Genomic DNA, 14,002 nt, shown 5'->3' with positions numbered 1-14,002 from the left:
GGTGGCTCGGCGCAGCCGAGTCTGTGAGGGGGAGAACAGCCCCGGTGACAGCGACTGTAACTTGCGCCATCGTGCACTTGGCTGGAGCACAACCATGACCCTCAACCGATCCATCCGCTGGCGCGGCCTTGACCTCGACACGCTCGAGCACGCCCATATCATCGCCAATAGCCGCGACACCCGCATTCGCGGCGCTATCATCGGCCCGGATTTTGGCCTCTTCTACCGCATCAAGCTCGACGAAAATGGCCATACGCGCACGGTGAAAATCGAGCGTGCAGACGGCAGGGGTATCGAGCTTTTCTCCGATGGCGCCGGTAGCTGGTCCGATGACCGCGCCGAGCCCATTCCGGCGCTGCGCGGCTGCATCGACGTCGATATCTGGCCCACCCCGCTCACCAATGCTCTGCCCATCTGGCGCCACGACTGGACCGATCAGCCCACCCGCTTCGCCATGGCCTGGATCGACGCCACCGACCTCTCCTATCAGCGCTCCGAACAGATCTATACCCGCCTCGATCCCAGCCATTTCCGCTACCAGTCCGCCGATTTCGAAGCCGTGCTCGAGGTCGACGAGGATGGCATTGTCACCGACTATCCCGGGCTTTTTGCCCGCCAGCGCTAGCCGCGCCGCACACTAGCCATTAGCGTGCCCACCGCAATCGGTTGGAGGACTCCCATGCTCGCCCTGAACGCCCCCGTGCTGCGCCCCTTCTGCACTCTCTTGGTAGAGGCGGGCCACATGCGCCCGCTGGGCCTGGCTCGGCTGGGCCAGCGCCGCATCGTCACCATTGCCGGCGGCGAGGTCAGTGGCCCGCGCCTCCATGGCCGCATCCTGCCCGGCGGCGCCGACTGGCTCACCGTCAACCACGAAGGCGTCGCCATTCTCGATGCCCGCTACGCCATCGAAACCCATGACGGCGCCATCGTCGAAATCATCGACCAGGGCTTTCGTCACGGCCCGGAAACCATCATGAAAAGCCTCGTTTCAGGCGAGGCCGTCCCCCCCGAGGCCTATTACATGCGCTCCACCATCCGCCTCGAAACCGGCCACCCCGACTATAGCTTCGTCAACAGCCTGGTCTTTGTCGGCACCGGCGCCAAGACGCCGACGGGGGTGCAGATCGACATCTATTCGGTCGAATAGAGGCGCAAGCCACAGCCTTGGAGCCATTGCGCTGGCCATCCAGGCTCGTCTATGACCGACGCCGAGAAAACGAGCAGAGCGGGGAAACGTGTCCGAACCACATGTGATCATTGCCGGCGGCGGCATCGGCGGGCTGGCCACGGCGCTGACCCTGCAGCAGATCGGCGTCCCCTTCACCGTCTATGAATCGGTCCGCGAACTCGCCCCGCTGGGGGTCGGCATCAATATCCAGCCCAATGCCGTGCGCGAGCTCTACGCCATGGGGATCGGTGCCGCCCTGATGGATCAGGTGGGCGTCGAGGCGCGCGAATGGGCGCTGGTGGGCCTCAATGGCAACGACATCTATTCCGAGCCGCGCGGGCTGCTCGCCGGTTACAAATGGCCGCAATATGCGGTGCATCGCGGCCGTTTCCACATGCTGCTGCACAAGGTGCTGCTCGAGCGGGCCGGGCCGAACGTGGTCAAACTCGGCCACAAGGTCACCGGCTATGAGCGCCATGACGATGGTAGCGTCACCGCCCTGATCCAGCGCGCCGACGGCACGCAATTGCGCCACCGCGCCACTCTGCTCATCGCCGGCGACGGCATCCATTCGGCCGTCCGCGCCACCATGCATCCCGAGCAGCCGCCGATCCATTGGGGCGGCGCCATCATGTGGCGCGGCACCACCCAGGCAAAGCCCATCCGTTCGGGCGCCTCCTTTGTCGGCCTCGGCACCCATCGCCACCGCATGGTCTTTTATCCGATCTCAAAGCCCGATCCCGAAACCGGCCTCGCCATGATCAACTGGATCGCCGAGGTCACGGTCGACAAGAATGACGGCCGCTATTCCAGCGGCTGGTTCCGCCCGGTCACCGTGGATGAATTCGCCCATCATTTCGACGGCTGGACCTATGACTGGCTCGACGTGCCCGATCTGCTGCGCCGCTCCGATGTCGCCTATGAAAACCCCATGATCGATCGCGACCCCGTCCCTACCTGGCAGGATGGTCCGGTGGCGCTGATGGGCGATGCCGCCCATGCCATGTATCCCACCGGCTCCAATGGCGCGAGCCAGGCCATCATGGACGCCCGCCATCTCGGCGTCGCCATGCTCGAACACGGCGTCACCCAGGCCGCGCTGCGTGCCTATGACCAGGCATATTGCGGCCCCGTCTCCGAGCTGGTGCTACGCAATCGCGGCGCCGGCCCGTTTGGCCTGCTCAACATCGTCAACGACCGCTGCGGCGGGCAATTCGCTGATATCGACGACGTCGTCCCCGCCGCCGAGCGCAACGACTTCATGGCCCGCTACAAAGCCGCCGCCGGCTTTGCCATCGACCAGCTCAACACCGGCCCCGACACCATCCCCCAAGGCGCGACGCTAAGGGCACCGGTGGAGGCGTAGCAGAAGGGCGCCGATACCTCGGCTCCCGCTCGCCGTCCGCGTTTAGTGGGCGGTTTGATAACCGGCCACGGGCTCTCGCCCCCCAGCCCTCCACGCAAGGGTAGGGAGTCCGAGCTGCGTTTTGGCAACATCTGCCCCGGCACGCGACGCGGCCCCTCCCCCTTCTTTAGGGGGAGGTTGGGTGGGGGTGTGCAGCACGCTCAAACCCATATGCGATAGCCCTCCCACCCACCAGCCACCGCCCTCGGGCCCGACCCGAGGCATGGACAAGGCAGGCCCGGCCTTGCGGGCAATCGTGGCGCAAGGATTCTGGCCCATCCGACGGTCAATAGGAAATAGCGGGTGAACTCTCCGGGTGCGACGTTCCTATGCCAATCCCTTGCCGGACATGACGGACGGCGATGCACAACCGGATCGGCGCACCCTGCCGGCGGTCCGCAATACATGGACAGGGATTACTCTATTGCAGCGCCATCTATTTTCGCGATGGCTTGAAGCCACGAACGCAGATTGGGTAGCTGATCCAGCGCAGTGAGCACTGCTTGGCAGCGATTGCGGGCAGCTGGCTCTCGCAGGCTGGCGCGAACCGCGAAAAGCAATGGGTAAAGGCTAAGGTCAGCGGCAGATATCGCGTTGCCGACGATCCAACCCGTCAGTGCCAGCACGCGATCGAGGGCTTCGAGTTCGGTGACCAGCTTCTGCTCCACTGCATCAACGGCACTTAAATCGCCTTTGCCGAACACCAACGGCCCGATGATGCTTTTGAGCAGCGGCTCGATATAGGACGTCTGGTCCCAAATGGCCTGCATGATGGCTCCAGCTTCCTTCGGCGTGGTGCCGAACAATGGAGGCTCCGAATAGGCCTTATCGAGATAGAACATGATCGCCTGCGACTCCCGCACCACGACACTGCCGTCTTGAAGCACAGGCAGTGTGCCGCGGGGGTTCAGCGAGAGAAATTCCGGTGTCCGGTTCTGACCCAAGGTTGGGTCGAGGATGACTTCTTCGAAGCCAATGCCCTTCAATCGTAAGGCCATCAGACACCGTTCTGCGAACGGGCCGGGCTGCATATGAAAGAACGTTATCGTCACGGCAAGCGGCTCTCTATCTCGAGACCAAAAGAAGGACATTGAATGCACCGCCGCATAGGATCATGGCGAGGCTGAGGGTGAGGCGAGCTTTCATCTAATTTCTCCTTGGACGTCAGCGCTTGCGACATCTGATGCAATAGGGATAGGAGATGTTGCATCATTAATCCAATCGATTGGCTCGATTATGACTATCGATCACGTTAATCTTGGCAGACTTGATCTCAACCTGCTGATTGCGTTTGACGCGCTTGCAATTGAAGGCAGTGTGACCCGTGCTGCCCGGCGTGTGGGCATTGGCCAATCGGCTATGAGCCACGCTCTTTCGCGGTTGCGCGTGTTGATGGAGGACGAGCTTTTTACGCGCATGCCGGAGGGAATGCTGCCCACTCCGCGCGCCAAGGCTCTGATCGGCCCGGTGCGGAACGCCCTCGCTGCGGCTCAACAAATATTGCTGAAGCACCAGCCGTTCGACCCGATTTCGGCAAGCCGCACATTCTTCATCGGCATGCCAGACAGCATCGAGCTGGTGCTTTTGCCAAAGCTGCTCGCAGTGGCTCAAAAGATCGCCCCGGGCATTATTCTGCGTGCAAGGCGGACCGATCGGTTCCAGGCGTTGGACCAGATCGATGGGGACGAGTTGCACCTGGCCGTGGGCGAGTTCAACCAGGGTGGCATGCATCACAAACGTCGCGGGCTTTTCAAGGCCAACTATCTTTGCCTGTTCGACGGGACTCAAGTGCCAATTGCCGGCGATTTCACTTTGGAAGACTATCTAGCCTATCCACATGTCCTGCTGGGATCGATCACCACCAAGCCACATGGCGTGGTCGACGACGCCTTGGCCGCAATTGGTCGAAGCCGAAAGGTTGGGGTGACCACGGAACATTTCATCTCGGTGCCCTATCTGCTGAAGTCCGGGCCGATGATCTCGACTTGCGTGCAGCCGGCGGCGGGCATATTCGCCACCGAATTTGGCCTGAATGCGAAGTCACCGCCGCTGCAACTGCCGAACATTGAGGTATCGATGTTGTGGCACGCGTCCTACGACACGGACCCTGCGCATCAGTGGCTTCGCGGTCTCATCGTCGACATTCTCAGCTAAAGAAAAAGTCCGCCAATGAACCTACCAGCCTGCTGATAGATACGGGCCGCCTATATTGCAGCATATGTCACGACCGCTGCGGATGGTCGAATGCCCGTGTTGAACGTCCGAATTGGGGTCGCCACCAACCCCACTGCACCCGACGCCGAGTGACCGCGCGGCGTTTCCGCGCGCCTGGGGCCCGGCGGCGCAGATTTTTCGTTCCCCGGCTTCCGGCTTTCGTGCCACTCTGCTAACCCACGGCCAAACACCACCTGCCTGCGGAGACTGCCCGATGAGCGCGACTTTCAAGACCCTCGACGAACTCGACCTCACCGGCAAGCGCGTGCTGCTGCGCGCCGATCTCAACGTGCCCGTGGCCGATGGCAAGGTGACCGACGCCACCCGCATCGAGCGCCTGGTGCCCACCATCCGCGAAATCGTCAAGAAGGACGGCAAGGCCATTCTCCTCAGCCATTTCGGCCGCCCCAAGGGCAAGGTGAACCCCGAATTCTCGCTCGAGCAGGTCTGCGAGGCCGTCGCCAATGAGACCGGCCACCCCGTCGGCTTCGTCGCCACCGACTGGGTCGATGTTTCCGCCGCCAGGGCCGCCATCGACGAGGCTCCCGAGGGCTCGGTGCTGGTCATGGAAAACACCCGTTTCCATCCCGGCGAAGAGGAAAACGACGTCGAACTGGCCAAGCGCATGGCCAGCCTCGGCGATGTCTATGTCAACGACGCCTTCTCCGCCGCCCACCGCGCCCATGCCTCCACCGAAGCGCTGGCGCATCTGCTGCCCGCCGCCGCCGGCCTCGCCATGGAAGCCGAACTCAAGGCGCTCGAAGCCGGTCTCGGCAAGCCCAAAAAGCCGGTGGTCGCCATTGTCGGCGGCGCAAAAGTGTCCTCCAAGATCGACCTTCTAGAAAACCTGGTCACCAAGGTCGATGGCCTCGTCATCGGCGGGGGCATGGCCAATACCTTCCTCTTCGCCCAGGGCCATGGCGTCGGCAAGTCGCTGTGCGAAAAGGACCTCGCGGACACCGCGCGCCGCATCATGGACAAGGCCGAAAAGGCCAATTGCGCCATCATCCTGCCCATCGATGCCGTGGTCTCCTGGCACTTCAAGGCCAATTCGCCCACCCGCCTCTATGGCGTCGACGCGGTCGACCCAGATGGCATGATTCTGGATATCGGCCCGTCCTCCATCGAGCGCATCAACGCCGCCATCGACGATGCGCATACCGTGGTCTGGAACGGCCCGGTCGGCGCCTTCGAGATGGAGCCCTTCGATGCCGGCACCGTCGCCATCGCCAAGCATGTCGCCAAGCGCACCCATGATGGCCACCTGGTCTCGGTGGCCGGTGGCGGCGACACCGTCAGCGCCCTGGCCCATGCCGGCGTCAAGGACAAGCTCACCTATGTCTCGACCGCCGGCGGCGCCTTCCTCGAATGGATGGAAGGCAAGCCCCTCCCCGGCGTCGAAGCGCTGAAGAAATAACGATTACCTTCTCACAGCGGCGCGACCAAAATCGCGCCGCTTGACCTTTGCAGCTGCGAGGTTCATTTTTGTCATGCAAATGCATGACAGGAGGCAATCATGGCTGCAAGTTCCCTGGTCCAGGCGCGCATCGAGCCGGAAATCAAGGATCGCGCAACGGCCGTTCTGGCCAGCATGGGCCTGTCCGTATCCGACGCCGTGCGCATTCTTCTCACCAAGGTCGCCAATGAAGGCGCCCTCCCGGCCGGGCTCACGACCTCTCCGGAAGACTACGACCGCTGGTTTCGCGCCAAGGTGCAGGAAGCGCTGGACGATCCACGGCCCAGTATTCCCCATGAAGAGGTAGAGGCACGCTTCGCCAAGCTGAGAGCCGAAACCCGCCGTATGGCCGGAAAGGAATGAAGCTTCTCTGGCGCCCGTTCGCTGAAGAGGATCGGCGTGCGATCTTTCTCTACATCGCCACTGACAACATCGCAGCGGCAGAAGCGCTCGATGACCGGATCGCATCATGTGCACGGCAATTGCTGGATTTTCCCGGCAGCGGACGGGAAGGCCGGATATCCAATACACGTGAGCTCGTTATTCCCGGCACCCGCTACCTCATTGTCTACAGCGCCAGCCAGGAGACAACCGAGATTATCCGAGTGCTGCACACGGCCCAGAATGGCCTCCGGACGAAGACTCGCCGGAAAACTGACCGCACCAGCCCCAACGTGGAGCCGACCCCGACCGAAAAGTTCCCCACCGCCTTTTCGTCCTTTCGTCTAATAACCACAGGTCTAATCGAAAGCGCGCTGACCAAAGTCTAGTATCGGGCCAATGCAGTTCCGAGGGGAAGACGATGTCCAAATCGCTCAATGCGATCGCCCAGAAGCTCATGACACCGGGTCAGGGCATCCTGGCAGCCGATGAATCCGAAGGCACGATTGCCAAGCGCTTTGCCAAGATCAACCTTCCCAACACGATCGATCTGCGCCGCGACTACCGCGAAATGTTGTTCGGCGCCTCGGACGCGATGCGCAACTATGTTTCCGGCGTCATCCTGACCGAAGAGACGCTCAAGCAGGAAGCCGCCGACGGCACCCCGTTCCGCGCCATTCTCGCCGATGCCGACACTATTCCCGGCATCAAGGTCGATCGCGGCGCCTTCCCCATGCCGGGGGAAACCGGCGAAAAGATCACCGAGGGCCTTGATGGCCTGCGCCAGCGCCTCGCCCATTATGCCGAACTCGGCGCCGGCTTCGCCAAATGGCGCGCCGTCATCACCATCAACGACGTAGCCCCCACCCGCAACAATATCCGCGCCAATGCCCATGCCCTGGCGCGCTATGCCATCCTCTGCCAGGAAGCCGGCATCGTGCCGGTGGTCGAGCCCGAAGTTGTCGGCGACGGCGATCCCGGCAATCACTCGCTCGAGCGCTGCGCCCAGGTCACGGGCGACGTGCTGGAGGCCACGTTCAAGGAACTGCGGCTGGCCGGTGTCGATCTCGCCGGCATGCTGCTCAAGCCCAATATGGTGCTGCCGGGCGTCAATTCCCGCGACCGCCCCAGCATCGAGGAAGTGGCCCGCCGCACCGTCGAAGTGCTCAAGGAACACGTCCCGGCCGCCGTCCCCGGCATCGCCTTCCTCTCCGGCGGCCAGACCGATGAGGAAGCCACCGCCCACCTCTCGGCCATGAACCGCATTTCGGGAAAACCATGGCCGCTGACCTTCTCCTATGGCCGCGCCTTGCAGAATGTGGCGCTGCGCACCTGGGCCGGCCGCCGCGAGAATTTCAGCGCTGCCCGCGCCGCCTTCGCCCACCGCGCCCATATGAATTCGCTGGCCGCCCTGGGCGAATGGTCCGGCGATCTCGACAAGGCAGCCTGATTTCCGTTGACGCTCCCAACGTCACGGCAGACGCGCATTTCCCCCGGAATGCGCGTCTCGCTTTTTGGCAGATCCTTTCCGCCCCATTGCGCCAGCTCCCTCCCGCCCCTATTGGTTTTGTCCCTTTCTTGCCAAAAAGGCCGAATAGGGAGCATTCGCTTACACCTCGGGAACGCCATGGCGCCGCAGCTTTATCTGATCACTCCTCCCGCTCCCGAACCGGCAGCCTTTGCGCGCCAGCTCATGGCCGTGCTCTCCGGCCCGGCGGTTTCAGCAATCCTGGTCCGGCGCGGCACCCAGGACGAAACGGCCTATGCGGCCCTCGTCGAGCGCCTGGTGCAGATCGGCCAAGCGGCCGGCGCCGCGGTGCTGGTGGAAGACGACGTGGCCCTGGCCCGGCGCCTCGGCGCTGATGGCGTGCACATCACCACTGGTGGCACCAAGGCCATCCGGGAGGCGGTGTCCGCCCTCAAACCAGACGGCATTGTCGGTGTCGGCAATATCGGCTCGCGCCACGACGCCATGAGTTTTGGCGAACTCGATGTCGACTATGTGATGTTCGGCGCCCTCGACGGCAAAGCCGACCCGCAGGCGGCCGACCTGGCGCAATGGTGGACCGAGACCTTCGAAGTGCCCGCCGTCCATATCGATCCAGCCGCCAGCCCCGACAGCGTCGCCGGCAATCCCGCAGAATTCGTCGCCTTGTCCGATCTCGTCTGGAGCGCTGCCGACCCGGCCGCCGCTCTTGCCGCCTTCGACCGCGCACTCCGGGAGCCTGCATGATCACCCTGCGTCAGCTCCTGCCATTGGCCCTGCTGGGCCTCGCCATGCCGGCAATGGCGCTCGCCACCCCGGTCCTGGCGCAGACCGAAAATGCCGAAGCCGTCAGTGACGCGGTGTTCGGCCCCCGCCAGCCGGCCGATTACGCCTTCGGCGCCTTCCAGCGCGGCTATTTCCTCACTGCGTTCGAGCTGGCCCTGCCGCGCGCCGAAAAAGGCGATGCCGCGGCCCAGACGCTGATCGCCGAGATCTATTCCAAGGGCCTGGGCGTGGCGCAGAATGCCGAACGCGCTGCCGGCTGGTATCAGCTCGCCTCCAATAATGGCGATCGTCTCGCCACCTTCGAATTGGGCATGCTCTACCAGGATGGCGTCGGCGTCCCCAAGAACCGCGAGCGCGCCGCTGCCCTGTTCCGCCAGGCTGCCGAGGCCGGCTATATCCCGGCCAAGTACAATCTCGCTTTGCTGCATGTGGAAGGCATTTATGCCGATCCCAGCCTCACCACGGCCGCCGCCCTGATGAAGGAAGCCGCCGACGCCGAACTGCCCGAAGCGCAATATGATTACGGCTCCATGCTGATCGAGGGGGCCGGCGTCGTGCCCGACCAGGCGGAAGGCGCCCGCTATATTGGCCTCGCCGCGGCCCAGGGGCTGACCGCGGCCCAGGTCGATTACGCCACCCTGCTCTATTTGGGCCAGGGGATTGCCCATAATCTCGAGGAGGCCGTCAGCTGGTATCGCCGCGCCGCCGAATCCGGCAATCCCGTGGCCCAGAGCCGTTACGCCAAGCTGCTGGCCGTGGGTGAAGGCATCAATCTCGACCTCGAGGAATCAGCGATGTGGCGCGCTCTGGCGCGGCGCCAGGGCCTTACCGACCCCTCGCTCGACCGCCTCCTCGTCTCCATTCCCGATGATGCTCTGGCCCGCGCCGAGGAACGTGCACGCTTCTGGCCCTCCGCCCCGCCGGGGACCCAGACAAATGCACAAGCCACGGCTCCGATAGAGGTGCAGGGGCCGGTGCTGCCCAATTCCACCGATCCCGAAAATGCCCCGAGCCAGGTGGTCGATCCAGCCGCCAATGCCGCGCCTCCGGCCGAGCAAGAACCGCAAGACCCTTGAACCGGGCTCTATTCTGAGGCAATAAGCCCGCCAAACGTCAATTCCGCGGCAGGCCCCAGCCTCTTGAGCCCGCGCCACCGGTCACTCCTGGCCGCGGCGCCGGACCGGTCCCGCCGCCCCAATGAGCGAGCATATAATCATGGCGCGGTCCGCCCTCCTCAACGTCATGGTCAGTGCCGCCATCAAGGCCGGCAAGTCTTTGTCGCGCGATTTCAACGAGGTCGAAAACCTGCAGGTCTCCCGCAAGGGCCCGGCCGACTTCGTTTCCAAGGCCGATATCCGCGCCGAGCAGATCGTCTATGACGAGCTGCGCAAGGCCCGCCCCACCTATGCCTTCCTGATGGAAGAGGGGGGTGAAGTCGCCGGCACCGATGGTCAGCACACTTGGATCATCGACCCGCTCGATGGCACCACCAATTTCCTCCACTCCATCCCGCTCTTTGCAGTGGCCATTGCCCTGCAGCGCGGCGACGATATCGTCGCCTCGGTGATCTATAATCCGGTAATGGACGAGCTCTACACTGCCGAAAAGGGCGGCGGCGCCTGGCTCGCCGACCGCAAGCGCCTGCGCGTCGCCAGCCGCCGTCACCTCTCCGACGCCGTGATTACCACCGGCATCAAGACCCAGGGCACATCCAACGACGCCCTGCAGCTGCGCCAGCTGGCCAGCATCAACCCCGCCGTCGCCGGCATTCGTCGCTCGGGCTCGATCTGCGTCGACATGGCCTGGCTGGCCGCCGGCCGCTATGACGGCGTCTGGGAAGCCGGCCTCAAGCCCTGGGACGTGGCTGCAGGCTTCCTGATGGTCAAGGAAGCCGGCGGCGTGGTCACCGATTTTGCCGGTCAGCCCGGCTCGGTCTGGAACGGCCAGGTGGTCGCCGGCAACGAGACCATCCAGGCCGCCCTGCTCAAGACGCTCAAGCCCATCCAGTAGCCTCTGGCGCATCCGCCGGCATTTCCAACCCTCGGGCACCCCCGGGGGTTTTTCATTGCCGGGCAAAGCGTTGGCCATCAAGCCCGCGGTTCGAGCACCAGCACTTCCTCGAACCAGTTCATGTCCTCGAAGACGCAAAGCGCGGGCGCGCGCAATTCCAGTACCGGCGCCGCCGCCCGCAGATCCGTCACCACCGCATCCAGCATGGCCTGCCAGTCCGGCAGGGCCTGATCATCCAGCCAGGCGATCGGATAGGCAAAGGTGCTGTGAAACTCGTAGTGATCGTGGTTGGGCTGGCGCAGCCCCAACAGCTCCGACAGCCGGTTGCGCCAATCGGCCATGGCGTAGCGGTCCTCTGCGGTGGCGCCCTGCAGTCGCAGGCCGATCGGAGCGGCGCCGGTGACCTCCACGGCAAAGCGCGGACCGGGTTCGAAGCCGGCCAGCCGCGCCTGAAAAATCTCGGTCATGCGCTCGAGTGGCGTATCGATCGCCACGTCATGCGGCCAGAATGGCAGGGCGCGATTGCGGTCGAGCACCCCCTCGAACAGCGTCATGTGCAGGCTTTCCGGGGCGGTGAAGGCAAATTTGTGCGCATCGGGCATGTTGAGGAAGCGCTGCCGCGCCGCCAGCAGCGCCGCCTCGGTCGCCGATCCCGCCACGGGATGGCAGACAATGGTATTGCCCCGCTCGCTCTGGAACAGACCATCTTCCGAATAGCGCCGGCCGAGATAGCCTGCTGCCGGCTCCGGGCATAATAGGCTAGGGTCGTGGGGTCGATCGCCTCGTTCATCGAGCGGCTCCTGTTCGCAATTGCCTGTCGCGCCTCTAGCGGCGGCATGCGAAACTGCGATGACGACACCGCCTTTCGGCGCGCGAACGCGCTTGTGTCCGGCCCCCATTAACCTTTCTCATTGCCCGGAACTCCGGCGCTGACTAGTCTGCGGCATGTGATTTGCACGCGAAGGGGCAAGGCAAAGGCTTATGTCGCAAGGATACGATCCCTACCACCTGGCCAGCCCGACCGTTTACCTGGTCAAGATCGTCATCTTCCTGGTGCTGGTGGGTCTGGTCGCCGCCATCCTCTTCACCAATATCGTCACCTTCTTCTGGGCCAACCCGTTCATCAACTCGATGATCTTCCTCGCCCTGTTCGTCGGCATCTTCCTCAGCTTCCGGCAGATTTTCCGCCTGTTCCCGGAGGTCAAATGGGTCAATTCTCTCCAGGACGGCACCGCCCCCACCACCCGCCCGCCGGTCTTGCTGGCCCCGGTTGCCGGCCTGCTGCGCGAACGGATCGGGGAGGCAATCATCACGCCCTCCTCCATGCGCTCCATTCTCGATTCCGTCGGCAACCGGCTCGATGAAGCCAAGGACACCTCGCGCTATCTCACCGGCCTCCTGGTGTTTCTGGGCCTGATGGGCACCTTCTACGGCCTGCTCGAGACCGTGAGCTCGGTGGCCGGCGTCATCAACGCCCTCGACGTCACCTCCGCCGACAGTGCCGCGCTGTTCGGCAATCTCAAGGAAGGCCTCGCCGCCCCGCTCGGCGGCATGGGCACCGCCTTCTCGTCCTCGCTGTTCGGCCTTGCCGGTTCGCTGGTGCTGGGCTTTCTCGACCTGCAGACCAGCCAGGCCCAGAACGCCTTCTATACCGATCTTGAGGACTGGATGACCTCGATGACCGAGCTCGACCATCCGGTGACCGCCATGCAGGCCAATTCGATGGCGGGTGGCGGCGCCGACATGCAAGCGGCCATCGAGCGGCTGGGCGCCAATATGCAGAACCAGAATGCTTCCCAGAACGCCATCCGCGCCATGGCCGAGCTGGCGCGCGGCATTGATGGTCTGGTCAAGCACATCCGCACCGAACAGGACGATCTGCGCAAATATATCAATGAACAGGGCGAGACCAATAAGCGCCTGCGCGATCTGATCGAGGCCATGCTCAACGAACCCGACAACGAGCGTCGGGACTAGCCGCATGGCCCTCCCCCGGTCCCGCCGCCGACAGGAAGCCAATTACTGGCCGGGTTTCGTCGATGCCCTGTCGAGCCTGCTGCTCGTCATCATCTTCATGCTCAGCCTGTTCATGCTGACGCAGTTCTTTCTCGGCCAGGAGATCCAGGGCCGCGACACCGCTCTGGCTCGCCTCAACAGCCAGATCGCCGAACTGACCGAATTGCTGCAGCTCGAGCGCGCCAATTCCGACGACCTGACCAGCCAGTTGGCGACCCTGACGGCGACACTCGCCGGCGCCGAGGCTGAAAACGCCTCGCTCACCACCCAGCTCTCGGGCATCGGCGCCGGCCTGGGCGATCGCGACAGCACCATTGCCGGATTGCAGCAGGACCTGATCGACGCCGAGCGCCTCTCCGACGAGGCCAATGCCCAGGTTGTATTGCTCAATCAGCAATTGGCGGCACTGCGCACCCAGATCGCGGCACTCGAATCGGCGCTCGAAGCCTCGGAAAGCCGCGACGCCGAAAGCCGCACCCAGATCGCCGATCTCGGACGCCGTCTCAATCTGGCCTTGGCCCAGCGCGTGCAGGACCTGTCGCGCTATCGCTCCGACTTCTTCGGTCGCCTGCGCCAGATCCTCGAAACCCGCGCCGATGTGCGGGTGGTTGGCGATCGCTTCGTCTTCCAGTCCGAAGTGCTGTTCGATGCCGGCCAGGCCAATGTCTCGGCTGCCGGTTTCCCCGAACTCGATGCTCTGGCCGACGCCATCCTGCAGCTGGAGCAGGAGATTCCGCCCGATATCAACTGGGTGCTGCGCATCGACGGCCATACCGACAAGCGTCCGATTTCCAATGCCCGCTTCCCCTCCAACTGGGAGCTGTCGGCGGCCCGCGCCATCTCGGTGGCGCAATATCTGGTCTCCAAGGGCGTCGCCCCGGCCCGCCTCGTCGCCGCCGGCTTCGGCGAATTCGCCCCCCTCGACCCCGCCGACACCGACGAAGCCTACCGCCGCAACCGCCGCATAGAATTCAAGCTTACCGAGGGGTGATCCACGACGGCGCGCAGCGCCGCCAAATTGCTCCAGTGGAGCAATTTGAGTGGATCACGGGTTGAGCCCTGCGAAACCCCGGGCCCGAC

The 14,002-nt window shown here is 63.9% G+C and carries 15 protein-coding genes; 13 read left to right on the top strand and 2 right to left on the bottom strand.

Going from position 1 to position 14,002, the window contains the following annotated elements:
- Window positions 1-94: 94 nt before the first annotated feature.
- From BGO80_RS06615 to BGO80_RS06605, 3 genes are all read left to right on the top strand, one after another.
- On the top strand, window positions 95-625 hold the full coding sequence (locus tag BGO80_RS06615) for a putative glycolipid-binding domain-containing protein (RefSeq protein ID WP_286720206.1): 531 nt from the start codon (window positions 95-97) through the stop codon (window positions 623-625).
- Window positions 626-679: 54 nt separating this feature from the next.
- Window positions 680-1,147 (top strand): DUF3237 domain-containing protein, encoded by a 468-nt coding sequence (locus BGO80_RS06610; RefSeq protein WP_286720204.1) that lies wholly within the window; start codon window positions 680-682, stop codon window positions 1,145-1,147.
- Between the two features lie 88 nt (window positions 1,148-1,235).
- On the top strand, window positions 1,236-2,534 hold the full coding sequence (locus BGO80_RS06605) for a flavin-dependent oxidoreductase (protein ID WP_286720201.1): 1,299 nt from the start codon (window positions 1,236-1,238) through the stop codon (window positions 2,532-2,534).
- 455 nt (window positions 2,535-2,989) lie between these two features.
- On the opposite strand, the gene BGO80_RS06600 is transcribed toward BGO80_RS06605, so the two are convergent.
- Entirely contained in the window at window positions 2,990-3,625 is a 636-nt protein-coding gene (locus BGO80_RS06600) for a glutathione S-transferase family protein (RefSeq protein WP_164550471.1), read from the bottom strand.
- 184 nt (window positions 3,626-3,809) lie between these two features.
- Between BGO80_RS06600 and BGO80_RS06595 the strand changes: the two genes are divergently transcribed.
- From BGO80_RS06595 to BGO80_RS06560, 8 genes are all read left to right on the top strand, one after another.
- A complete protein-coding gene (locus tag BGO80_RS06595; protein ID WP_126151907.1) occupies window positions 3,810-4,727 on the top strand; it encodes a LysR family transcriptional regulator in 918 nt (305 codons plus the stop codon).
- Between the two features lie 274 nt (window positions 4,728-5,001).
- Entirely contained in the window at window positions 5,002-6,204 is a 1,203-nt protein-coding gene (locus tag BGO80_RS06590; protein ID WP_286720196.1) for a phosphoglycerate kinase, read from the top strand.
- Between the two features lie 99 nt (window positions 6,205-6,303).
- Window positions 6,304-6,606 carry a type II toxin-antitoxin system RelB family antitoxin gene (relB, locus tag BGO80_RS06585; protein ID WP_286720193.1) on the top strand — a complete coding sequence of 101 codons (303 nt, stop codon included), beginning with the start codon at window positions 6,304-6,306 and terminating at the stop codon, window positions 6,604-6,606.
- Complete coding sequence (locus tag BGO80_RS19400) at window positions 6,603-7,013, top strand: type II toxin-antitoxin system RelE/ParE family toxin (protein WP_353744198.1); 411 nt, start codon at window positions 6,603-6,605, stop codon at window positions 7,011-7,013. The genes relB and BGO80_RS19400 overlap by 4 nt, the downstream gene beginning before the upstream one ends.
- 32 nt (window positions 7,014-7,045) lie before the next feature.
- On the top strand, window positions 7,046-8,074 hold the full coding sequence (locus BGO80_RS06575) for a class I fructose-bisphosphate aldolase (RefSeq protein ID WP_286720190.1): 1,029 nt from the start codon (window positions 7,046-7,048) through the stop codon (window positions 8,072-8,074).
- A gap of 177 nt (window positions 8,075-8,251) precedes the next feature.
- A complete protein-coding gene (locus BGO80_RS06570; RefSeq protein WP_286720188.1) occupies window positions 8,252-8,857 on the top strand; it encodes a thiamine phosphate synthase in 606 nt (201 codons plus the stop codon).
- Window positions 8,854-9,972 (top strand): tetratricopeptide repeat protein, encoded by a 1,119-nt coding sequence (locus BGO80_RS06565; RefSeq protein WP_286720185.1) that lies wholly within the window; start codon window positions 8,854-8,856, stop codon window positions 9,970-9,972. Before BGO80_RS06570 ends, BGO80_RS06565 begins: the two co-directional genes overlap by 4 nt.
- Window positions 9,973-10,111: 139 nt before the next feature.
- Window positions 10,112-10,906, top strand: a complete 795-nt coding sequence (locus BGO80_RS06560; protein ID WP_126151909.1) for an inositol monophosphatase family protein — start codon at window positions 10,112-10,114, stop codon at window positions 10,904-10,906.
- A gap of 77 nt (window positions 10,907-10,983) precedes the next feature.
- Here BGO80_RS06560 and BGO80_RS06555 read toward each other — a convergent pair whose 3' ends face one another.
- Complete coding sequence (locus BGO80_RS06555) at window positions 10,984-11,805, bottom strand: DUF1868 domain-containing protein (protein WP_286720181.1); 822 nt, start codon at window positions 11,803-11,805, stop codon at window positions 10,984-10,986.
- Window positions 11,806-11,887: 82 nt separating this feature from the next.
- On the opposite strand from BGO80_RS06555, the gene BGO80_RS06550 reads away from it, so the two are divergent.
- Both BGO80_RS06550 and BGO80_RS06545 read left to right on the top strand, forming a co-directional pair.
- Window positions 11,888-12,883, top strand: coding sequence for a flagellar motor protein MotA (locus BGO80_RS06550; protein ID WP_286720178.1), 996 nt, complete (start codon window positions 11,888-11,890; stop codon window positions 12,881-12,883).
- A gap of 4 nt (window positions 12,884-12,887) precedes the next feature.
- Complete coding sequence (locus tag BGO80_RS06545; RefSeq protein ID WP_286720177.1) at window positions 12,888-13,913, top strand: peptidoglycan -binding protein; 1,026 nt, start codon at window positions 12,888-12,890, stop codon at window positions 13,911-13,913.
- Window positions 13,914-14,002: the final 89 nt, after the last annotated feature.

The sequence above is a fragment of the Devosia sp. 63-57 genome, assembly GCF_001899045.1.
Taxonomy (GTDB): Bacteria; Pseudomonadota; Alphaproteobacteria; order Rhizobiales; family Devosiaceae; genus Devosia; species Devosia equisanguinis.
The sequence above is the reverse complement of the archived record's forward strand: the minus strand, read 5'-3'. Positions and strand labels throughout refer to the sequence as shown.

Bases quoted from the DNA above. Each gene is read 5' to 3' on its own strand.
- BGO80_RS19400 (WP_353744198.1), top strand. From the start codon at position 6,603: ATGAAGCTTCTCTGGCGCCCGTTCGCTGAAGAGGATCGGCGTGCGATC.
- BGO80_RS06570 (WP_286720188.1), top strand. From the start codon at position 8,252: ATGGCGCCGCAGCTTTATCTGATCACTCCTCCCGCTCCCGAACCGGCA.
- relB (WP_286720193.1), top strand. From the start codon at position 6,304: ATGGCTGCAAGTTCCCTGGTCCAGGCGCGCATCGAGCCGGAAATCAAG.
- BGO80_RS06545 (WP_286720177.1), top strand. From the start codon at position 12,888: ATGGCCCTCCCCCGGTCCCGCCGCCGACAGGAAGCCAATTACTGGCCG.
- BGO80_RS06610 (WP_286720204.1), top strand. From the start codon at position 680: ATGCTCGCCCTGAACGCCCCCGTGCTGCGCCCCTTCTGCACTCTCTTG.
- BGO80_RS06615 (WP_286720206.1), top strand. From the start codon at position 95: ATGACCCTCAACCGATCCATCCGCTGGCGCGGCCTTGACCTCGACACG.
- BGO80_RS06595 (WP_126151907.1), top strand. From the start codon at position 3,810: ATGACTATCGATCACGTTAATCTTGGCAGACTTGATCTCAACCTGCTG.
- BGO80_RS06560 (WP_126151909.1), top strand. From the start codon at position 10,112: ATGGCGCGGTCCGCCCTCCTCAACGTCATGGTCAGTGCCGCCATCAAG.
- BGO80_RS06555 (WP_286720181.1), bottom strand. From the start codon at position 11,805: ATGGGGGCCGGACACAAGCGCGTTCGCGCGCCGAAAGGCGGTGTCGTC.
- BGO80_RS06550 (WP_286720178.1), top strand. From the start codon at position 11,888: ATGTCGCAAGGATACGATCCCTACCACCTGGCCAGCCCGACCGTTTAC.
- BGO80_RS06575 (WP_286720190.1), top strand. From the start codon at position 7,046: ATGTCCAAATCGCTCAATGCGATCGCCCAGAAGCTCATGACACCGGGT.
- BGO80_RS06590 (WP_286720196.1), top strand. From the start codon at position 5,002: ATGAGCGCGACTTTCAAGACCCTCGACGAACTCGACCTCACCGGCAAG.
- BGO80_RS06565 (WP_286720185.1), top strand. From the start codon at position 8,854: ATGATCACCCTGCGTCAGCTCCTGCCATTGGCCCTGCTGGGCCTCGCC.